At 67.8% G+C, this 20069-nt stretch carries 14 protein-coding genes; 11 read left to right on the forward strand and 3 right to left on the reverse strand.

Going from position 1 to position 20069, the window contains the following annotated elements; all coding sequences use genetic code 11:
• Positions 1 to 19 precede the first annotated feature (19 nt).
• The 3 genes from kdpC (at position 20) to ACYCAX_RS20145 (ending at position 4129) form a co-directional block, all read left to right on the forward strand.
• Entirely contained in the window at positions 20 to 568 is a 549-nt protein-coding gene (gene kdpC, locus ACYCAX_RS20135; protein WP_460248695.1) for a potassium-transporting ATPase subunit KdpC, read from the forward strand.
• A 167-nt stretch (positions 569 to 735) separates the two neighbouring features.
• On the forward strand, positions 736 to 3393 hold the full coding sequence (locus ACYCAX_RS20140) for an ATP-binding protein (protein ID WP_460248696.1): 2658 nt from the start codon (positions 736 to 738) through the stop codon (positions 3391 to 3393).
• Positions 3394 to 3436: 43 nt separating this feature from the next.
• Entirely contained in the window at positions 3437 to 4129 is a 693-nt protein-coding gene (locus ACYCAX_RS20145) for a response regulator (RefSeq protein WP_460248718.1), read from the forward strand.
• A gap of 144 nt (positions 4130 to 4273) precedes the next feature.
• Here the strand turns inward: ACYCAX_RS20145 and ACYCAX_RS20150 are convergent, their stop codons facing one another.
• Positions 4274 to 5317, reverse strand: a complete 1044-nt coding sequence (locus ACYCAX_RS20150; RefSeq protein WP_015476739.1) for a patatin-like phospholipase family protein — start codon at positions 5315 to 5317, stop codon at positions 4274 to 4276.
• A 109-nt stretch (positions 5318 to 5426) separates the two neighbouring features.
• Between ACYCAX_RS20150 and selD the strand changes: the two genes are divergently transcribed.
• Together selD and mnmH are read left to right on the forward strand one after the other, a co-directional pair.
• A complete protein-coding gene (gene selD, locus ACYCAX_RS20155) occupies positions 5427 to 6461 on the forward strand; it encodes a selenide, water dikinase SelD (RefSeq protein WP_460248697.1) in 1035 nt (344 codons plus the stop codon).
• On the forward strand, positions 6461 to 7561 hold the full coding sequence (gene mnmH / locus ACYCAX_RS20160) for a tRNA 2-selenouridine(34) synthase MnmH (protein WP_294975845.1): 1101 nt from the start codon (positions 6461 to 6463) through the stop codon (positions 7559 to 7561). Before selD ends, mnmH begins: the two co-directional genes overlap by 1 nt.
• 4 nt (positions 7562 to 7565) lie before the next feature.
• Here the strand turns inward: mnmH and ACYCAX_RS20165 are convergent, their stop codons facing one another.
• Both ACYCAX_RS20165 and ACYCAX_RS20170 read right to left on the reverse strand, forming a co-directional pair.
• Positions 7566 to 8021, reverse strand: coding sequence for a thermonuclease family protein (locus tag ACYCAX_RS20165; RefSeq protein ID WP_460248698.1), 456 nt, complete (start codon positions 8019 to 8021; stop codon positions 7566 to 7568).
• A 59-nt stretch (positions 8022 to 8080) separates the two neighbouring features.
• The gene (locus ACYCAX_RS20170) at positions 8081 to 9073 is read right to left on the reverse strand and encodes an aldo/keto reductase (RefSeq protein WP_015476743.1); all 993 of its coding nucleotides are present in this window, start codon (positions 9071 to 9073) and stop codon (positions 8081 to 8083) included.
• A gap of 114 nt (positions 9074 to 9187) precedes the next feature.
• Between ACYCAX_RS20170 and ACYCAX_RS20175 the strand changes: the two genes are divergently transcribed.
• The 6 genes from ACYCAX_RS20175 to ACYCAX_RS20200 all read left to right on the forward strand — a co-directional run bounded on the left by ACYCAX_RS20175 (position 9188) and on the right by ACYCAX_RS20200 (position 20050).
• Positions 9188 to 10087: a LysR family transcriptional regulator gene (locus ACYCAX_RS20175; protein ID WP_015476744.1), complete on the forward strand. Its 900-nt coding sequence runs from the start codon at positions 9188 to 9190 to the stop codon at positions 10085 to 10087.
• A gap of 236 nt (positions 10088 to 10323) precedes the next feature.
• Entirely contained in the window at positions 10324 to 10824 is a 501-nt protein-coding gene (gene tpx, locus ACYCAX_RS20180) for a thiol peroxidase (protein ID WP_015476745.1), read from the forward strand.
• A gap of 214 nt (positions 10825 to 11038) precedes the next feature.
• Positions 11039 to 12349, forward strand: a complete 1311-nt coding sequence (locus ACYCAX_RS20185; RefSeq protein WP_041711879.1) for an MdtA/MuxA family multidrug efflux RND transporter periplasmic adaptor subunit — start codon at positions 11039 to 11041, stop codon at positions 12347 to 12349.
• On the forward strand, positions 12346 to 15468 hold the full coding sequence (locus ACYCAX_RS20190) for an MdtB/MuxB family multidrug efflux RND transporter permease subunit (protein ID WP_460248699.1): 3123 nt from the start codon (positions 12346 to 12348) through the stop codon (positions 15466 to 15468). The genes ACYCAX_RS20185 and ACYCAX_RS20190 overlap by 4 nt, the downstream gene beginning before the upstream one ends.
• Positions 15468 to 18578: a multidrug efflux RND transporter permease subunit gene (locus tag ACYCAX_RS20195; protein WP_294975830.1), complete on the forward strand. Its 3111-nt coding sequence runs from the start codon at positions 15468 to 15470 to the stop codon at positions 18576 to 18578. The genes ACYCAX_RS20190 and ACYCAX_RS20195 overlap by 1 nt, the downstream gene beginning before the upstream one ends.
• Positions 18575 to 20050 (forward strand): efflux transporter outer membrane subunit, encoded by a 1476-nt coding sequence (locus ACYCAX_RS20200; protein WP_015476749.1) that lies wholly within the window; start codon positions 18575 to 18577, stop codon positions 20048 to 20050. The genes ACYCAX_RS20195 and ACYCAX_RS20200 overlap by 4 nt, the downstream gene beginning before the upstream one ends.
• Positions 20051 to 20069: the final 19 nt, after the last annotated feature.

The following is a 20069-nucleotide window of genomic DNA, read 5'->3' on the forward strand; positions in this document are numbered from 1 at the left end:
CAACAGAGGATCACCCAAAATGCTCAAGCAACTCCGCCCTGCCATCGCCTCGCTGATCCTGCTCAGCGCCGTCACCGGCATCGCCTATCCGCTGGCCGTCACCGCCATCGCCCAGGTTGCCTTCCACGACCAGGCCAACGGCAGCCTGGTGCGCGACGACCAGGGCAACGTGCGCGGCTCGGCGCTGATCGCGCAGAAGTTCGACGGCGCTCAGTGGTTCCATTCGCGGCCCTCGGCCGGCGACTTCGCCACCGTCTCCAGCGGCGCCAGCAACCTTGCGCCCGGCAACCCGGCGCTGGCCGAACGCATCGCCAAGGACGCCGCCGCCCAGCAGGTCGGCGCGCAGCCGGTGCCGCTGGCGCTGGTCACCACCTCCGGCAGCGGCCTCGACCCGCAACTGCCGCCCGCCGCTGCGCTGTACCAGGTGCCGCGCATTGCGCTGGAGCGCGGCGTACCGGCGGCGAGCCTGGAGAAGCTGGTGGAAGCCAACACCGAGCGTCCGCTGATCGGCCCCGCCGTGGTCAACGTGCTGGCGCTGAACATGGTCCTGGCCAGCCAGCCTCGCTAGACTCCAGCGCCACTGCGGTCCGGGCCGTGGGATGATGTTTCCTGCGCGTCTCGGGCAACCCCCTCTCCCTTTGGAGCGGGGCGCGTAGCCAGGGCTGGGGTGAGGGGCTTTGCCGGCTCACTCCAATGACATGAAGCGAGTGCCGAAAGCGCTCCGAGGATAGCCCCATGACCGACCCCAACCGCGCCGACGCCCTGCTTGCCGACTTGCCGAGCATGGGCCGTGGCCGCCTGAAGGTATTCCTTGGCGCCGCGCCTGGGGTCGGCAAGACCTACGCCATGCTGCTGGCGGCCCAGGGGCAGTCGCGCCAGGGCGTGAACCTGCGCGTGGGCATCGTCGAAACCCACGGTCGCGCCGAGACCGAGGCGTTGCTCGCCGGCCTGCCGCAGCAGGCGCTCAAGCGCTCGGTCTACCGTGGCATCACCCTGGAAGAGATGGACCTCGACGGCCTGCTGGCCGATCCGCCGCAACTGGCGCTGGTCGACGAGCTGGCCCACAGCAACGCCCCCGGCAGCCGCCACGCCAAGCGCTGGCAGGACATCCAGGAACTGCTCTCGGCCGGCATCGACGTCTACACCACGGTCAACGTACAGCACCTGGAAAGCCTCAACGACCAGGTGCGCGACATCACCGGCGTACAGGTGCGCGAAACCGTGCCCGACTGGGTGCTGCAGGAGGCCTACGACCTGTTGCTGGTGGACCTGCCGCCGCGCGAACTGCTCGAGCGCCTGCGCGAAGGCAAGGTCTACGTGCCCGAACAGGCGCGCGCCGCCATCGACGCCTTCTTCAGCCAGACCAACCTCACCGCGCTGCGCGAACTGACCATGCAGACCGCCGCCGCGCGGGTCGATGCCGACCTGGCCCATCGCTATCGCCAGCAGGGCGGCGAGGCGCCAGCCGTGCGCGGGCGCATGCTGGTCGGCGTGGACGGCGAACACAATGCCGAGCGCCTGGTGCGACACGCCTGCCGCGTGGCCGAGCGCCGGCACCTGCCGTGGTCGCTGGTGCATGTGGATACCGGCGAAGCGCGCAGCGAAGAGTCGCGCATGCAACTGCAAAACGCCCAGCAGCTGGCCGAACGTCTGGGGGGCGACGTGGTGGAACTGCGCGGCGGCGAAGTGGCGCGCACCCTGGTCGAACATGCCAAGGAACGTCGCGCCACGCTCTTGCTGGTGGGGCGCTCGCGACAGCGCTGGCATCGCCGGCTGTTCGGCGGCGGGCTGGCGGCGCGTCTACTGCGGTTGGGCGATGGGCTGGAAGTCAGTGTGCTCGACAGCGAGGCCGATCTCGCTCCGCCGAAAGCCCGTCCGCAATCCCCCTGGCCCTGGGGCAGCTATCTGCTGGCCGCACTGGCCGCGGCGGGCGCCAGCGCGTTGGCCTGGGCCGTGGCGAGTGTTCTGGAGCTGCCGAACATTTCCCTGGTGTTCCTCGCCGCCGTCCTGCTGGTGGCGGTGCGCAGCAGCCTCGGCCCGGCGCTGGCGTGCGCGGTGCTGTCGTTCCTGGCCTACGACTTCCTGTTCATCCCGCCGCACTTCTCCTTCTCCATCCAGCGCGAAGAAGACGTGCTGACCCTGCTGTTCTTCCTGCTCATGGCCGGCCTCACCGGCAACCTCGCGGCCCGCCAGCGCCGGCAACTGCAGGCGCTGCGCGAGACGCAGGAAGAGACCAGCCAGATGCTCGAACTGTCGCGCAAGCTGACCGCCGCCACTGACCGCAAGGCAGTGATGGCCGCTGCCGCGCAGCAGCTGGGCGGCTGGGAGGGGCTGGACATCTGCCTGCTCGGACAAGCCCACGGCGAGTGGAAGGTGGAGGGAGGCCTGAGCCGCCCGCTGGACGACCAGGAACGCGCCGCCGCCGACTGGGCCTGGCAGCATGACCAGCCCGCAGGCCTGGGCACCGGCACGCTGCCGGGCGGGCGCTGGTGGTGGTGGCCGCTGTCCGGCGAGGACGGCCCGCTGGCGCTGCTGGGCGTCAGCCCGCGCGACCGCCAGCCGTTGCCCGGTTCGCGTCGCCGCCTGCTCGCCGCCCTCGGCCAGCCGCTGGGCCAGGCCCTGGCTCGCGCGCGCCTGGCCGAGGACCTGGAGGCCGCGCGCCTGCACGGCGAAACCGAACAACTGCGCAGCGCGTTGCTGGCCTCGGTCAGCCACGATTTGCGCACGCCGCTCACTTCCATGCGCGGCGCCATCGACAGCCTGCTGGCTCTGGGTGACGCGATTCCGCCCGACGACCGTCGCGAACTGCTGGAAAGCACCCGCGACGAGGCCGAGCGCCTGGACCGCTACATCCAGAACCTGCTGGACATGACCCGCCTCGGCCACGGCGGCCTGAAGCTGTCGCGCGACTGGGTGTCGCCCGGCGACATCGTCGGCAGCGCGCTCAACCGCCTGCGCGCGGTGGTTGCCCCGTACCGCGTGGAAACCCGCGTGCCGCCCGAGCTGCCGCTGCTCTACGTGCATGCGGCGCTGATCGAGCAGGCGCTGGTCAACGTGCTGGAAAACGCCGCGCGCTTCTCGCCGCCGCAAGGGCGCCTGCGGGTGGCGGTGGAGGCGAACGAAGAGGAACTGCGCTTCTCGGTCAGCGACGAAGGACCGGGCATTCCGCCGGCCGAGCGCGAGAAGATCTTCGACATGTTCTACACCGCCGCGCGCGGCGACCGTGGCGGGCAGGGTACCGGGCTGGGCCTGGCGATCTGCCAGGGCATGGTCGGCGCCCACGGCGGGCGGATCACCGTCGAGGACGGCATCGACGGGCGCGGCACCACCCTCGTGCTGCACCTGCCGTTGCAGCAGCAGCCGGACCTGGAGCAGCTTGATGCCGCTGTCTGAAAGGCTCAAGCTGAACGGCCTCGCCAGCCAGTCCAGCTCCCCGATGAACGCCAGCGCCGCCACTATCCTGGTCGTCGACGACGAACCGCAGATCCGCAAGTTCCTCCGCATCAGCCTCAGCGCCGGCGGCTACAAGGTGCTCGAAGCCAGCACCGGCGAGGAGGGCCTGGCCCAGGCTGCTCTGGGCCGACCGGACCTCGTCGTGCTCGACCTCGGCCTGCCGGACAAGGACGGCCAGGACGTGCTGCGCGAACTGCGCGAGTGGTCGCAGGTGCCGGTGCTGGTGCTCTCGGTGCGCGCCAGCGAAAGCGAGAAGGTGCTGGCGCTGGACAGCGGTGCCAACGACTACGTGACCAAGCCGTTCGGCATCCAGGAATTCCTCGCCCGCATCCGCGTGCTGCTGCGCCAGGGCGGCAGTGGCGAGACCCAGGAAGTGCTGGTCGCGGTCGGCCCGTTGAGCGTGGATTTCTCCTACCGCCGGGTGCTGCTGGACGGCGCCGAAGTCTCGCTGACCCGCAAGGAATACGCCGTGCTTTCGACCCTGGCGCGTCACGTTGGCCGGGTGGTGACCCAGCAGCAACTGCTCAAGGACATCTGGGGGCCGACCCATACCGAGGATACCCACTACCTCCGCGTAGTGGTCGGGCATCTGCGGCAGAAGCTCGCCGATGACCCGGCGACGCCGCGCTTCATCGTCACCGAGGCCGGCGTCGGCTATCGCTTGCGCGAAGGTTGATCCTTAGGATGAACGGCTTCAGTACGGGGGGGAAACGGTTCGCCAGCAAGGACTAGGCGTCCCCCTCGGTCCTACGAAGAGCCGAGCGGCGAGGTCCTGTAGGAGCGAGCTTGCTCGCGAACCGCATGGCAGCGGATCAGCCGGTCAGTACTGATTCTCCTCCTCGTACCGATCCAGCGTGTCGCTGGCGATCTGCCGGCCGAGGGCGATCAGTTCCGGGGCCTTGTAGAACTCGAAGAAGCGGCACACGCGCTTGGGCACGTTGATCAGGATGTCCGGCGGGTATCCGGCGATCTTGTACTGCGCCAGCGAGGTCTGCATCACCTCGAAGCTCTGGTTGACCAGTTCCAGCAGGGATGCCGGGCTGCTGCTGTCGATCACCTGGCTGCCGGTGGCCGAACGCGGCGAGCCCTTGGCCAGGGGCGCGGCGGCCGGTTGCTGCATTTCCGGCTCGGCCGGTTGCTCGGCGAGGGCCGGCACCGGGTGGAGCAGGGCGTCGGGCAGCAGTTCCGGCGGCGCTTCGGCGTCGCCGCCCTGGCGGCGGAAGAAGCTGAGCTTGTTGCTCAGGCTGCCGATCACCGCGTCGAAGCGGCCCATGAGGGCTGGCGGGCGCTCGATCACCGGCAGCGAATACTGGCGCTGGTTGGTGGCGTTGAGGTTGACCGCGACGATCAGGTCGGCGTGGGTCGAAACCACCGGGACGATCGGCAACGGGTTGAGCAGGCCGCCGTCCACCAGCATGCGCGAGCCCTGCATGACCGGGGTGAACAGGCTGGGGATCGCCGCCGAGGCGCGCATGGCCTGGTGCAGGCAGCCTTCCTGGAACCAGATTTCCTGCTGGTTGGTGAGGTCGGTGGCGACGGCGGTGTAGGGAATCGGCAGGTCCTCGATATCGACCTCGCCGAGCATCTCGTGGATCTTGCCGAAAACCCGCTCGCCACGGATGGCGCCGAGGCGGAAGCTCACGTCGAGCAGGCGCAGCACGTCCAGGTAATCCAGGCTCTCCACCCAGTCGCGGTACTCTTCCAGCTTGCCGGCGGCGTAGATGCCGCCGATCACCGAACCCATCGAGCAGCCGGCGATGCAGACGATCTCGTAGCCGCGCCGTTCGATCTCCTCGATCACGCCAATATGCGCGTAGCCGCGCGCTCCGCCGGAACCGAGCACCAGCGCAATCTGTTTTGACATCGGGTAATTCCCCCCTTGCGAAACATTTCGACGATACGCCCGGGGACAAGCGCCGCCAAGGTCGGCTTTGCTAGAATTGTCGCCTGTTTTTCCTTCGCCGGAGTCCGCGATGAGCGAACCGATCCGCCTGACCCAATACAGCCACGGCGCCGGCTGTGGTTGCAAGATTTCCCCCAAGGTCCTGGAGGTCATCCTCGCCGGCAGCGGCGCGCAGAACCTTGACCCGAACCTGTGGGTGGGCAACGCCTCGCGCGATGACGCTGCTGTCTATGCTATCGACGCCGAGCGCGGCGTGGTGTCCACCACCGACTTCTTCATGCCGATCGTCGACGATCCCTTCGACTTCGGCCGCATCGCTGCCACCAACGCCATCAGCGATATCTATGCGATGGGCGGCGACCCGCTGATGGCGATCGCCATCCTCGGCTGGCCGGTGAACGTGCTGGCGCCGGAAATCGCCCGCGAGGTGATAGCCGGCGGCCGCAAGGTCTGCGACGAAGCCGGCATCCCGCTGGCCGGCGGCCACTCGATCGACGCGCCGGAGCCGATCTTCGGCCTGGCGGTGACCGGCATGGTCGAGAAGCGCTTCATGAAGCGCAACGACACCGCCAGCGAAGGCTGCAAGCTGTACCTGACCAAGCCGCTGGGCATCGGCATCCTCACTACCGCCGAGAAGAAGGCCAAGCTGCGCGCCGAGGACGTGGGCCTCGCCCGCGACTGGATGTGCACCCTGAACAAGCCGGGCGCGCGTTTCGGCAAGCTCGACGGGGTGAAGGCGATGACCGACGTCACCGGCTTCGGCCTGCTCGGCCACCTGGTGGAAATGGCCGACGGCAGCGGCCTGACCGCGCGCATCCGCTACGATGCGGTACCGCGCCTGGCCAGTGTCGAGCACTACCTGGAAGCCGGTTGCGTGCCCGGCGGCACCCTGCGCAACTTCGACAGCTACGGCGAGCGCATCGCGCCGCTGCCGGAGCTGCACAAGCTGCTGCTGTGCGACCCGCAGACCAGCGGTGGCCTGCTGGTGGCCGTGGCGCCGGAGGGCGAGGCGCAGTTCCTTGCCGCCGCCGGCGAGCTGAGCCTGGACCTCGCGCCCATCGGCGAACTGGTCGGCCGACAGCGTCACGCGGTCGAGGTGGCCTGATGCGCGACAACACCCGCCACTACCGCGAGCTGTTCCTCGGCGACGTTAAAATGATGGACGTGCGTGCCCCGGTCGAGTTCGACAAGGGTGCCTTCCCGCACACCGTGAACCTGCCGCTTATGAACGACAGCGAGCGGCAGAAGGTCGGCACCTGCTACAAGCAGAACGGCCAGCAGGCGGCCATCGCCCTGGGCCACGAGCTGGTCATGGGCAAGCTCAAGGCCGAGCGCATCGAGGCCTGGGCGGCGTTCGCCAAGGCGAATCCCGAAGGTTATCTGTACTGCTTCCGCGGCGGCCTGCGTTCGCAGATCACCCAGCAGTGGCTCAAGAGCGAGGCCGGTATCGATTACCCGCGTGTGGTCGGCGGCTACAAGGCGATGCGCGGCTTCCTCTTCGACACTACCCAGGCGGCGGTGGAAGAGTGCCAGTTCGTGCTGGTGGGCGGCCTGACCGGCACCGGCAAGACCGAGGTGATCGCCCAACTGGCCAACAGTCTCGACCTGGAAGGCCACGCCAACCACCGGGGCTCCGCCTTCGGTCGCCGTGCCACGCCGCAGCCGGCGCAGATCGATTTCGAGAACCGCCTGGCCATCGACATCCTGAAGAAGCGCCACGCCGGCATGGAGCAGTTCGTGCTGGAAGACGAAGGCCGTATCGTCGGCAGCTGCTCGGTGCCGCTGGAGCTGTACCAGGGCATGCAACGTTACCCGCTGGTGTGGCTGGAGGACCGCTTCGAACAGCGTGTGGAGCGCATCCTCAAGGATTACGTGATCGACCTGTGCGCCGACCACATGCAGGTGGTCGGCGAGGAGGGTGGTTTCGATTCCTTTGCCGCCTACCTGCGCAAGAGCCTGTCGGGGATCGTCAAGCGCCTGGGTGGCGAGCGCTACCAGCGCCTGGCGGCGATCATGGATGCCGCCCTGGAAGAGCAGAAGCGCAGCGGCGCGGTGGACCTGCACCGGGGCTGGATCGAGGGGCTGCTGGGCGAGTACTACGACCCGATGTACGCCTTCCAGCGCGAGAGCAAGGATTCGCGCATCGAGTTCCGAGGCACCCAGGACGAGGTGGTCGAGTACTTGCGTTTCCGCGCGGAGCGCTGAGTCCTCAGGGCGCGCGCCAGAGGCCGATGCGGCGCGCCCGCGCTTCCTGTTCCTCGAACGCGTACTGGCCTTGCTCCTCGGCGTCCTGCTCGTCGGCCGACCGCCAGCGCGCCAGGCCGACGCTCAAGAGCGCGCGCCCGGCATCCAGGGTCTGGCCGCAGCCGGGGCAGTCCGCCGGTTCGACCCAGACGGCTGCGCGCAGCGTGCCGTCCGCTTGGCGTTGCGCCGCGCGCAGGCTGGCCGTCCGGCCCAGGGTCAGCCGTTGCAGGGTTTCCCGGGCACGCTGGGCGAATGGCTCGCCCGGCGCCTCGATGCCGCGCAGATGGATGCTCCGGGACAGGCCGTCGTCGCCCCGGCAGGTGAGCCGGTCGCCGCTGTCGATGGCGCTGACCCGGCACTGTTCGTGCGCCAGAGCGGCGCCGGACAGGGAGAGCAGCAGGATGGAAAGAATGCGTCGCATGGGGCCTCCGCCGGATGAGCGCCAGCATAACCGCTGGCGCTCGCTCGCGGGGCGCCGGTTCACTGGATCAGGCGCATCACCTCTTCGCTGTAGCGCCCGCCCGTGGCGGCCCCGGCGGGGAAGATGGCGTCGATCCCGGCCAGTTCCCCGGCGCTGAGCTCCAGCGCCAGGGCGGCGACGTTTTCTTCCAGGTACTTGCGCTGCTTGGTACCCGGAATCGGTACCAGATGCTCGTCCTGTGCCAGCACCCAGGCCAAGGCCAGTTGCGCGGGCTTCACACCACGGGCGTTGGCCAATTCGCCGATTTTCTCCACCAGTTGCAGGTTTCTGGCGAAGTTTTCCCCGCTGAAGCGTGGGCTGGAGCGGCGGTAGTCATCCTCGGCGAAATCTTCCGGGCTTTTCAGCGCGCCGGTGAGGAAGCCGCGCCCCAACGGGCTGTAGGGAACGAAGCCGACGCCGAGGCGGCGGCAGGTGTCCAGTACGCCGTTTTCTTCCGGGTCGCGCGTCCACAGCGAGTATTCGCTTTGCAGGGCGGTGATCGGGTGGACCTTGTGGGCGCGCTCCAGGGTGTCGGCCGAGGCTTCGCTCAGGCCCAGGTAGCGTACCTTGCCGGACCGTACCAGCTCGGCCATGGCACCGACGGTCTCCTCGATGGGTACCCCGGGGTCGACACGGTGCTGGTAGTAGAGGTCGATATGGTCGGTGCCCAATCGTCTGAGGCTGCCTTCCACGGCCTCCCGCACATACTCGGGGCGGCCGTCGGCGCCGCGGCTCGTGGGCTGGTCGGGGTTGCGCAGCAGGCCGAACTTGGTGGCCAGGAATACCTGCTCGCGCTTGCCTTTCAGCGCCCGGCCGAGCAGCGCTTCGTTGGTGTGCGGACCGTAGACGTCGGCGGTGTCGAACAGCGTGACGCCCAGTTCCAGGGCGCGGTGCAGGGTGGCGACGGATTCCTTCTCGTCGCTGCCGGTGGTGTAGAAGTCGGACATGCCCATGCAGCCGAGGCCGATGGCGGAAACGCTGGGGCCCTGGGGGCCGAGGCGGCGGGTCTTCATGCTGGATTCTCCGGAAAGTGGGGCGCGGATTCATTCTTGTTGTTTGACTTGCATGGATAAACCGGCTGCTTGTGGTTTAACTATTTGGCGTGAATGAATAATCGGAGCGTCGTCATGGATCGTTTGCAGGCCATGCAGGTGTTCACCCGCATCGTCGAGCTCAGGGCCTTCGGCAAGGCGGCGGACAGCCTGCAACTGCCGCGCGCCAGCGTGACCCAGCTGATCCAGCAACTGGAGGCGCACCTCGGCGTGCAACTGCTGCGGCGCACCACCCGCCAGGTCAGCATCACCGCGGATGGCCAGGCCTACTACGAGCGTTGCGTGCGGCTGCTGGAGGACCTGGAGGAGGCGGAGAACTGCTTCTCCGATTCACCGGACAACCCGCGCGGTAAATTGCGTGTCGACCTGCCCAGCTCGCTGGGACGACTGGTGGTGATCCCGGCGTTGCCGGCGTTCTGCCGCCGCTACCCGCAGGTCGAACTGGAACTGAGCCTCAACGATCGCCAGGTGGACCTGGTGCGCGAGGGCGTGGATTGCGTGCTGCGCGCCGGCGAGCTGCCGGACTCCAGCCTGGTGGGCCGGCGCATCGCCGAGCTGGAGCAGCTCACCTGCGTGAGTCGTTCGTACCTTGCGGAATATGGCCGGCCGGCGCATCCGGATCGGCTGGCCGGGCACCTGGCGGTGAATTACCAGTCGGCGTCCAGCGGGCGCATCTTCGACCTGGAATTTCGTTTCGACGGCGAGCTGCGCACCACCCGGTTGCCGAGCCGGATCACGGTGAACAACGCCGATGCCTATATCGCCGCCTGCCGTGCCGGTTTCGGAATGATCCAGGCGCCGCGCTATCACCTGTGCGACGGGCTGGCCAGTGGCGAGCTGGTGGAGGTGCTGGAGCAATGGCGGCCACCGCCGCTGGCATTGAGCGTGCTGTATCCGGTGCGGCGGCAGATGTCGCGGCGGTTGCGGGTGTTTTCCGATTGGTTGGCGCAGTTGTTCGCGGAGCGGAGTGGGTAGGCGCGGTTCCGTAAGGGGTCGCGAGCAAGCTCCTACAAAGAGCGGGACGCCAACCTGTAGGACCGAGGGGGACGCCCAGTCCTTGCTCGCGAACCTGCCGTGCTCCGGAATATTCATCCGCATATCCGAGCGTTCCACTCAGGCAAGTCGTGCTAGGATTTGCCCCCGGCCCCGATTCCTCGGGCGGCGTTGGCACTGTGCCAGCGCTGCCACCCCTCACCAGAAGGATCCAAGCAATGGCTCAAGTCACCCTCAAGGGCAATCCGGTTTCCGTCGATGGCAAGCTGCCGCAGAAAGGCGAGCAGGCTCCGGCCCTCGCGCTGGTCGCTGGCGACCTCTCCGACGTCACCCTGGAAAACTACGCCGGCAAGCGCAAGGTGCTGAACATCTTCCCCAGCGTCGACACCCCGACCTGCGCCACCTCCGTGCGCAAGTTCAACGCCGAGGCCAGCAAGCTGGCCAACACCGTAGTGCTGTGCGTTTCCGCTGACCTGCCGTTCGCCCAGGCGCGCTTCTGCGGCGCCGAAGGTCTGGAGAACGTGGTCAACCTGTCCACCCTGCGTGGCCGCGAGTTCCTCGCCAACTACGGCGTGGCCATCTCCAGCGGCCCGCTGGTCGGCCTGGCTGCCCGCGCAGTCGTGGTGCTGGACGAGCAGAACAAGGTGCTGCACAGCGAGCTGGTTGGCGAGATCGCCGACGAGCCGAACTACGCCGCCGCCATCGCCGCCCTGGCCTGACGCCGCCGCTTTCGTGAGAAAGCCGGGCCGACCCGCCAGGGTCGGTCCGTCAGGTCGGGAACCCTTCCGGCCAATCCGGGTCGCAATGCCCCGGCAATTCGTAACTCCCGGTAAATCAAAGGTAAATAGCGGGTAAAGAGACTTTGCCTGCGGCCAGGCTGTGCTTATCGTTCAGCCTCGTTATCCTCTCTTCTTTTTCGCCATGACGACGACCATGACCCCAAGCAAAGGAACGCCCTCGAAACTCCGCACCCTGCGCCCCTGGCTTTTCACCGCGATCATCTTCGCCGGTGTGGTGGGGCTGATCATGTGGCTGCATTCGACGTCCAGCGGGGCGCCGGCGGCCCAGGGCGGGCGCGGCGGGCGGCCGAGTCCGGGGCAGATGGCGGCGGGGCAGGGCACTGCGGTGACCGTCAGCGTCGCGCCCGCCCTCAAGGGCGACCTGCCGGTGCACTATCACGCGCTGGGTACCGTCACGGCCTACAACACGGTCAACGTCCGCGCGCGGGTCAGCGGCCAACTGGTCAAGGTGCCGTTCCAGGAAGGCCAGGAGGTGAAGGCCGGCGACGTCCTCGCGGTGATCGACCCGCGTCCGTTCCAGGCCGCGCTGGACCAGGCCCAGGGTACGCTGTTGCAGAACCAGGCGCAGTTGAAGAACGCGCAGATCGACCTCGCGCGCTACAAGGGCCTGTACGCCGAGGATTCCATCGCCAAGCAGACCCTGGACACCCAGGAAGCCCTGGTGCGCCAGTACGAAGGCACCCTGAAGACCAACCAGGGCCAGGTCAGCGATGCCAAGCTCAACCTCGAATTCACCCAGGTGCGCGCGCCCATCTCCGGCCGTGTCGGCCTGCGCCAGGTGGACGTGGGCAACCTGGTTACCTCCGGCGACACCACGCCGCTGGTGGTGATCACCCAGGTCAAGCCGATCTCCGTGGTCTTCAGCCTGCCGCAGCAGCAGCTCGGCACCATCGCCCGCGAACTCTACGGCGACAAGCCGGTGCCGGTGCAGGCGCTGGACCGCAACCAGAACCAGACCCTGGCCAGCGGCGTGCTGAAGACCCTGGACAACCAGATCGACACCACCACCGGCACGGTCAAGCTCAAGGCCGGCTTCGATAACGACGACCACAAGCTGTTCCCCAACCAGTTCGTCAACGTGCGCCTGCTCGCCGAGACCCTGCAGGGCGTGCTGACCATCCCGGCCAACGCCGTGCAGCGTGGCAACGACGGCACCTACGTCTATAAGGTGGGCGAGGAAGACAAGGCCAAGCGCCAACTCGTCACCCTGGGCACCAGCGAGGGCGAGCGGGTGGTGGTCAGCGAGGGCCTGAAGGAAGGCGACCGCGTGGTCGTCGAGGGCACCGACCGCCTGCGCGACGGCATGCGCATGAACATCGTCGCCTCCGACGAGAAGGCCCGCGCCGCCGCCAGCGAGGAAGGCGACAAGTCCACCGCCAAGCCGTTCGGCTCGGGCAATGCCGTCCAGAGCGACCCGGCCCAGGACAGCGGTAAGAGCGAATGAACCCGTCACGCCTGTTCATCCTGCGACCGGTCGCCACCACGCTGTTGATGGTGGCGATCCTGCTGTCGGGGATCATCGCCTACCGCTTCCTGCCGATTTCGGCCTTGCCGGAAGTGGACTACCCGACCATCCAGGTGGTGACCCTGTACCCCGGCGCCAGCCCGGACATCATGACCTCCTCGGTGACCGCGCCGCTGGAGAACCAGCTGGGGCAGATTCCCGGCCTCAACGAGATGTCCTCCACCAGCTCCGGCGGCGCTTCGGTGATCACCCTGCAGTTCAGCCTGGAGGTGAACCTCGATGTCGCCGAGCAGGAAGTCCAGGCGGCGATCAACACCGCGCAGAGCTTGCTGCCCAAGGACCTGCCGAACCAGCCGGTGTACAGCAAGGTGAACCCGGCGGACGCGCCGATCCTGACCCTGGCAGTGATGTCGCCGGACATGCCACTGCCGCAGATCCAGGACCTGGTGGACACGCGCCTTGCGCAGAAGATTTCGCAGATTTCCGGCGTCGGCCTGGTCAGCATCAGCGGCGGCCAGCGCCCGGCCGTGCGCATCCGCGCCAACCCCGGCGCCCTCGCGGCCGCCGGCCTGAGCCTGGAAGACCTGCAGACCACCGTCACCAACAACAACCTCAACGGCCCCAAGGGCAGCTTCGACGGCCCGACCCGCTCCTCGACCCTGGACGCCAACGACCAGCTCAAGTCCGCCGACGCCTACCGCGACCTGATCATCGCCTACAAGAACGGCTCGCCGCTGCGCGTGCGCGACGTGGCGAGCGTGGAAGACGACGCCGAGAACGTGCGCCTGGCCGCCTGGGCCAACACCTCGCCGGCGGTGGTGCTGAACATCCAGCGCCAGCCGGGCGCCAACGTCATCGAGGTGGTGGACAGCATCAAGAAGATGCTCCCGCAGCTGCAAGCGACCCTGCCCGGCAGCCTGGAAGTGACGGTGCTCACCGACCGCACCACGACCATTCGCGCCTCGGTGGCGGACGTGCAGTTCGAGCTGTTCCTCGCCGTCTGCCTGGTGGTGATGGTCACCTTCCTGTTCCTGCGCAATATCTCCGCGACGCTGATCCCCAGCTTCGCCGTACCGCTGTCGCTGATCGGCACCTTCGGCGTGATGTACCTCGCCGGCTTCTCGATCAACAACCTGACGCTGATGGCGCTGACCATCGCCACCGGCTTCGTGGTGGACGACGCCATCGTCATGGTGGAGAACATCGCGCGCTACCTGGAGCAGGGCGACCCGCCGCTGGAGGCCGCGCTCAAGGGCTCGAAACAGATCGGCTTCACCATCATCTCGCTGACCTTCTCGCTGATCGCCGTGCTGATCCCGCTGCTGTTCATGGGTGACGTGGCGGGCCGGCTGTTCCGCGAGTTCGCCATCACCCTGGCGGTGGCGATCCTGATTTCCGGCTTCGTCTCCCTGACGCTCACGCCGATGCTCAGCGCCAAGCTGCTGCGCCATGTCGAGCCGGAGAAGGAAGGGCGCTTCGCCCGTGCCGCCGGGCGCTTCATCGAGCGGATGATCGAGCGCTACGCCGCCGCCTTGCGGGTGGTCCTGCGCCATCAGGGGCTGACCCTGCTGGTGGCCATCGGCACCCTGGCGTTCACCGCGCTGCTCTATGTGGTCATGCCCAAGGGCTTCTTCCCGGTGCAGGATACCGGGGTGATCCAGGGCATCGCCGAGGCGCCGCAGTCGATCTCCTTCCAGGCGATGGCGGGCCGCCAGCAGGACCTGGCCAAGGTCGTGCTGCAGGATCCGGCGGTGGAGAGCCTGTCGTCCTTCATCGGCGTCGACGGCACCAACGCCACGCTCAACACCGGGCGTCTGCTGATCAACCTCAAGCCCCACGCCGAGCGTGACGTGACCGCCAGCGAGGTGATCCAGCGCCTGCAGCCGGAGCTGGACAAGGTCCCCGGCATCCGCCTGTACCTGCAGCCGGTGCAGGATCTGACCATCGAAGACCGCATCGCCCGCACCCAGTACCAGTTCACCCTGCAGGACGCCGACCCCGAGGTGCTGTCCGAATGGGTGCCGAAACTGGTGGACCGTCTGGAGCAACTGCCGGAGCTGGCCGACGTCGCCAGCGACTGGCAGGACAAGGGCCTGCAGGCCTACATCGATATCGACCGCGACACCGCTTCGCGCCTGGGCGTGAGCCTGTCGAGCATCGACAGCGTGCTGTACAACGCCTTCGGCCAGCGGCTGATCTCCACCATCTTCACCCAGGCCACCCAGTACCGCGTGGTGCTGGAAGTGGCGCCGGAGTTCCAGATCGGCCCGCAGTCGCTGGAAAACCTCTACGTGCCGTCCAGCGACGGCACCCAGGTGCGCCTGTCGAGCCTGGCCAGGGTCGAGGAGCGCCATACCCTGCTGGCGGTCAACCACATCGCCCAGTTCCCGGCGGCGACCATCTCCTTCAACCTGGCCAAGGGCGTCGCCCTGGGCGAGGCGGTGCAGGCGATCCGCGACGTCGAGGTGCAGATGGAGATGCCGGTCAGCCTGCAGGGCAGCTTCCGCGGCGCGGCGCAGGCGTTCGAGGCGTCGCTGTCGAATACCCTGCTGCTGGTGCTGGCCTCCATCGTCACCATGTACATCGTGCTCGGCATCCTCTACGAGAGCTTCATCCACCCGGTGACCATCCTCTCCACGCTGCCCTCGGCGGGCGTGGGCGCGCTGCTGGCGCTGATGCTGGCGGGGCAGGACATCGGCATCGTGGCGATCATCGGCATCATCCTGTTGATTGGCATCGTGAAGAAGAACGCGATCATGATGATCGACTTCGCCCTCGACGCCGAACGCAACGAAGGCAAGCCGCCGCACGAGGCCATTTACCAGGCGTGCCTGCTGCGCTTCCGGCCGATCCTGATGACCACCATGGCCGCGCTGCTCGGCGCGCTGCCGCTGATGCTCGCCGGCGGCGCCGGCGCCGAACTGCGTCGGCCGCTGGGTGTGACGATGGTCGGCGGCCTACTGCTCAGCCAGTTGCTGACCCTGTTCACCACGCCGGTGATCTACCTGTACTTCGACCGCCTCGCCGCGCGCTGGGCCGCCTGGCGCGGCCGCCACGGGCTTGACGTGAACAGCATCGATCCGGCGGAAAGATCCTGATGAACCTGTCGCGCCCGTTCATCCTGCGTCCGGTCGCCACCAGCCTGCTGACCCTGGCGCTGATGCTCGCCGGCATCCTCTCGTTCGGCCTGTTGCCGGTGGCGCCGCTGCCCAACGTGGACTTCCCCACCATCATGGTGCAGGCCGCGCTGCCCGGGGCCAGCCCGGAGACGATGGCGTCCACCGTGGCGACCCCGCTGGAGCGCTCGCTCGGGCGCATCGCCGGGGTCACCGACATGACCTCCAGCAGTTCCCTGGGCAACACCACCATCATCGTGCAGTTCGACCTGTCCAAGGACATCGACGGCGCGGCGCGGGAGGTGCAGTCGGCGATCAACGCGGCGATGAGCCTGCTGCCGTCGGGTATGCCGAACAACCCGACGTACCGCAAGGCGAACCCGTCGGACAGCCCGATCATGATCCTCACCCTGACCTCGGACACCTACTCCCGCGGGCAGATGTACGACCTGGCCTCGACCATCGTCTCGCCCAAGCTCGCGCAGGTGAAGGGCGTGGGGCAGGTGAGCATCGGCGGCTCCTCGCTGCCGGCGGTGCGGGTGGACGTGAACCCGGACCAGCTCAGCCAGTACGGCATTTCCCTGGACAACGTGCGCACCGCCATCGACAACACCAATGCCGATGGGCCCAAAGGCTCGCTGGAATTCGGTGAGCGGCACTGGCAGGTGGACTCCAACGACCAGTTGCGCAAGGCCAGCGAATACGCGCCGCTGATCGTCCACTACAACGCCGAGACCGGCGCTGCGGTGCGCCTGAAGGATGTGGCGAAGGTGTCCGACTCGGTGGAGGACGTGCGCAACGCCGGCTTCTCCGACAACCTGCCGGCGGTGCTGCTGATCATCACCCGCCAGCCGGGCGCCAACATCATCGAAGCCACCGACGCCATCCACGAGCAGTTGCCGATCATCCAGGACGTGCTCGGCCCGCAGGTGAAACTGTCGGTGATGGACGACCGCAGCCCGTCGATCCGTGCCTCGCTGGAGGAGGCCGAACTGACCCTGATCGTCTCCGTGGTGCTGGTGATCCTGGTGGTCTACCTGTTCCTGCGCAACGGCCGCGCCACGCTGATCCCCAGCCTCGCGGTGCCGGTGTCGCTGGTGGGGACCTTCGCGGTCATGTACCTGTGCGGCTTCTCGCTGAACAACCTGTCGCTGATGGCGCTGATCATCGCCACCGGCTTCGTGGTGGACGACGCCATCGTGGTGGTGGAGAACATCGCCCGGCGCATCGAGGAGGGCGATCCGCCGCTCAAGGCAGCCATTCGCGGTGCGCGCGAGGTGAGCTTCACCGTGCTGTCGATGACCCTGTCGCTGGTGGCGGTGTTCATTCCGCTGCTGCTGATGGGCGGTATCACCGGGCGGCTGTTCCGCGAGTTTTCGGTGACCCTGGCAGCGGCCATCCTGGTGTCGCTGGTGGTGTCCCTGACCCTGACGCCGATGCTTTGCGCGCGGCTGCTCAAGCCCATCGAGCGCCCGCAGAAGGCCTCGGTGGCACGCCAGAGCAACCGCTATTTCGTCGCCTTCATGCTGCGCTACCGCGCCAGCCTGAGCTGGGCGCTGGAGCACTCGCGGCTGATGATCGTGATCATGCTGGGCTGCATCGCGCTGAACCTCTACCTGTTCGCGGTGGTGCCCAAGGGCTTCCTGCCGCAGCAGGACTCCGGGCGGTTGCGCGGCTTCGCGGTGGCCGACCAGAGCATCTCGTTCCAGGCGCTGGACCAGAAGATGGCCGAGTTCCGCACGATCCTTTCCAAGGATCCGGGCGTGGAAAACGTGGTGGGCTTCGTCGGTGGCGGCAGGTGGCAGTCGAGCAATACGGGTTCCTTCTTCGTCACCCTCAAGGACATCGGCGAACGCGATTCGGCAGACGTGATCGTCAACCGCCTGCGCAAGCAGCTGGCGCGGATTCCCGGTGCCACCCTCTACCTGCAGGCCGGGCAGGACGTGCGCATCGGCGGCCGGCAGAGCAACGCCCAGTACGAGTTCACCCTGCGCAGCGACGACCTGACCCTGCTGCGCGACTGGGCGCCCAAGGTCGAGGCGGTGCTGAACAAGATCCCGCAACTGGTGGACGTCAACAGCGACGCCCAGGACAAGGGCGTGCAGAGCCGCCTGGTGATCGACCGCGACCGCGCCGCCAGCCTGGGGGTGAACGTCGCCGACGTGGATGCGGTGCTGAACAACTCCTACGGCCAGCGCCAGGTGTCGACCATCTTCAATCCGCTGAACCAGTACCACGTGGTGATGGAGGTGGACCAGCCCTACCAGGAGTCGCCGGAAGAGCTGCGCCAGGTCTACGTGATCGGCAACGACGGCCAGCGCGTGCCGCTGTCGGCCTTCACCCACGTGGAGCCGAGCCGCGCGCCGCTGACGGTCAACCACCAGGGACAGTTCGCCGCGACCACCTTCTCCTTCAACCTGGCCCCCGGCGCGCTGATCGGCCCGGCCCGCGATGCGGTGATGGTGGGGCTGGAGCCGCTGCACCTGCCGATGGAAATCCAGGCCACCTTCGAAGGCAGCGCCGGCGCGGTGCAGGACACCCAGAACGACATGCCCTGGCTGATCCTGCTGGCGCTGGTGTCGGTGTACATCGTGCTCGGCATCCTCTACGAGAGCTACGTGCACCCGCTGACCATCCTCTCGACGCTGCCGTCCGCCGGCGTGGGGGCGCTGATGACGCTGATGCTGTTCCGCACCGAACTGTCGCTGATCGCGCTGATCGGGGTGATCCTGCTGATCGGCATCGTGAAGAAGAACGCGATCATGATGATCGACTTCGCCCTCGACGCCGAACGCACCCTCGGCCTGTCGCCGCGCGAGGCGATCCTGGAGGCCTGCATGAAGCGCTTCCGGCCGATCATGATGACCACCCTGGCCGCCATCCTCGGCGCGCTGCCGCTGATCTTCGGCGTTGGCGGCGACGCCGCGCTGCGCCGCCCGCTGGGCATGACCATCGTCGGCGGGCTGATCGGCAGCCAGTTGCTGACCCTGTACACCACCCCTGTCGTCTACCTCTACCTCGACCGCCTGCGCCACTGGGTCAACCAGAAGCGCGGCGTGCGTACCGACGGCGCCCTGGAGACACCCGTATGATCCGCTCGCGTTCCTTCTTCCCCCTGGCGCTGGCCGTGGCCCTGGCCGGTTGCGCCATCGGCCCGGACTACCAGCGTCCCGAGCTGACGGTGCCCGCCAGCTTCAAGGAAGGCGAGGGCTGGCAACTGGCGAAACCCCAGGATGGCTTCAACCACGGCGCCTGGTGGGAACTGTACGGCGACGCCACGCTGAACGACCTGCAGACGCGCCTGGTCGCCGCCAACCAGACCCTGGCGCAGTCGGTCGCGTCCTACCGCCAGGCCCGGGCACTGGCCAAGGGCGCGCGCTCGTCGTTCTTCCCCACCATCAGCGCCGACGTCGGCAAGACCCGTTCCGGGCAAGGCACTGGCAGCGGCGGCAGCGTGCGTCTGCCGGACGGTTCCACGGTCAGCAGTGGCGGCGGCAGCAGTTCGATCAGTAACAGCTACTCGGCAAGCCTCGGCGTGAGCTGGGAGCTGGACCTGTGGGGCAAGCTGCGCCGCCAGTTGGAAGCCGATACCGCGAGCATGGATGCCAGCGCCGCGGACCTTGCCGCCTCGCGCCTGTCGCTGCAGTCGGAGCTGACCCAGGATTACCTGCAACTGCGTGTGATGGACCGGCAGATCAAGCTGCTCAACGACACCGTGGCGGCCTACCAGCGCTCGCTGAAACTCACCGAAAACCAGTACAACGCCGGCATCGTCACCAAGGCCGACGTGGCCCAGGCGCGCACCCAGCTGAAGAGCACCGAAGCTCAGGCCATCGACCTGAAGTACCAGCGCGCCCAGCTGGAGCACGCCATCGCCGTGCTGGTCGGCGTGCCGCCGGCGCAGTTCTCCCTGGCCGCCGTGGACGCCGTTCCCGCGCTGCCGCAGGTGCCGGCGCTGCTGCCGTCGGAGCTGTTGCAGCGTCGCCCGGACGTGGCGTCGGCCGAGCGCCAGGTGATCGCCGCCAACGCGCAGATTGGCGTGGCCAAGGCCGCCTGGTTCCCCGACCTGACTCTCACCGCCGCCGGCGGCTACCGCAGTGGCAGCTTCCAGAACTGGATCGAGACGCCGAACCGCTACTGGTCCATCGGCCCGCAGTTCGCCATGACTCTGTTCGACGCCGGGCTGATCGCCTCGCAGGTGGAACAGGCCGAGGCCAGCTACGACCAGACCGTGGCCAGCTACCGGCAGACTGTGCTGGACAGCTTCCGCGAGGTCGAGGACTACATGGTCCAGCTCAAGGTGCTGGAAGAGGAGAGCGGCGTGCAGCAGGAGGCGCTGGACGCCGCCCGCGAAGCGCTGCGCCTGACCTTCAACCAGTACAAGGCCGGCACCATCGACTACAGCAACGTGGTCACCACCCAGACCAGCGCGCTGTCCAACGAGCGCACGCTGCTGACCCTGCAGGGCAGCCGGCTGACCGCCAGCGTGCAGTTGATCGCCGCGCTGGGCGGCGGCTGGGATGCGGCGAAGATCGCCGAGGAAGGCGAGGCGGTACGGGACTGACGCCGGTCAGTCCCCGGGC

The organism is Pseudomonas sp. MT3, assembly GCF_054720805.1.

Excerpts from the sequence above, each read along its gene's own strand:
- selD (WP_460248697.1), top strand. The coding sequence starts at position 5,427 with ATGAGCGAACCGATCCGCCTGACCCAATACAGCCACGGCGCCGGCTGT.
- ACYCAX_RS20190 (WP_460248699.1), top strand. The coding sequence starts at position 12,346 with ATGAACCCGTCACGCCTGTTCATCCTGCGACCGGTCGCCACCACGCTG.
- ACYCAX_RS20150 (WP_015476739.1), bottom strand. The coding sequence starts at position 5,317 with ATGTCAAAACAGATTGCGCTGGTGCTCGGTTCCGGCGGAGCGCGCGGC.
- ACYCAX_RS20195 (WP_294975830.1), top strand. The coding sequence starts at position 15,468 with ATGAACCTGTCGCGCCCGTTCATCCTGCGTCCGGTCGCCACCAGCCTG.
- kdpC (WP_460248695.1), top strand. The coding sequence starts at position 20 with ATGCTCAAGCAACTCCGCCCTGCCATCGCCTCGCTGATCCTGCTCAGC.
- mnmH (WP_294975845.1), top strand. The coding sequence starts at position 6,461 with ATGCGCGACAACACCCGCCACTACCGCGAGCTGTTCCTCGGCGACGTT.
- ACYCAX_RS20200 (WP_015476749.1), top strand. The coding sequence starts at position 18,575 with ATGATCCGCTCGCGTTCCTTCTTCCCCCTGGCGCTGGCCGTGGCCCTG.
- ACYCAX_RS20140 (WP_460248696.1), top strand. The coding sequence starts at position 736 with ATGACCGACCCCAACCGCGCCGACGCCCTGCTTGCCGACTTGCCGAGC.
- ACYCAX_RS20185 (WP_041711879.1), top strand. The coding sequence starts at position 11,039 with ATGACCCCAAGCAAAGGAACGCCCTCGAAACTCCGCACCCTGCGCCCC.
- tpx (WP_015476745.1), top strand. The coding sequence starts at position 10,324 with ATGGCTCAAGTCACCCTCAAGGGCAATCCGGTTTCCGTCGATGGCAAG.
- ACYCAX_RS20165 (WP_460248698.1), bottom strand. The coding sequence starts at position 8,021 with ATGCGACGCATTCTTTCCATCCTGCTGCTCTCCCTGTCCGGCGCCGCT.
- ACYCAX_RS20175 (WP_015476744.1), top strand. The coding sequence starts at position 9,188 with ATGGATCGTTTGCAGGCCATGCAGGTGTTCACCCGCATCGTCGAGCTC.
- ACYCAX_RS20170 (WP_015476743.1), bottom strand. The coding sequence starts at position 9,073 with ATGAAGACCCGCCGCCTCGGCCCCCAGGGCCCCAGCGTTTCCGCCATC.
- ACYCAX_RS20145 (WP_460248718.1), top strand. The coding sequence starts at position 3,437 with ATGAACGCCAGCGCCGCCACTATCCTGGTCGTCGACGACGAACCGCAG.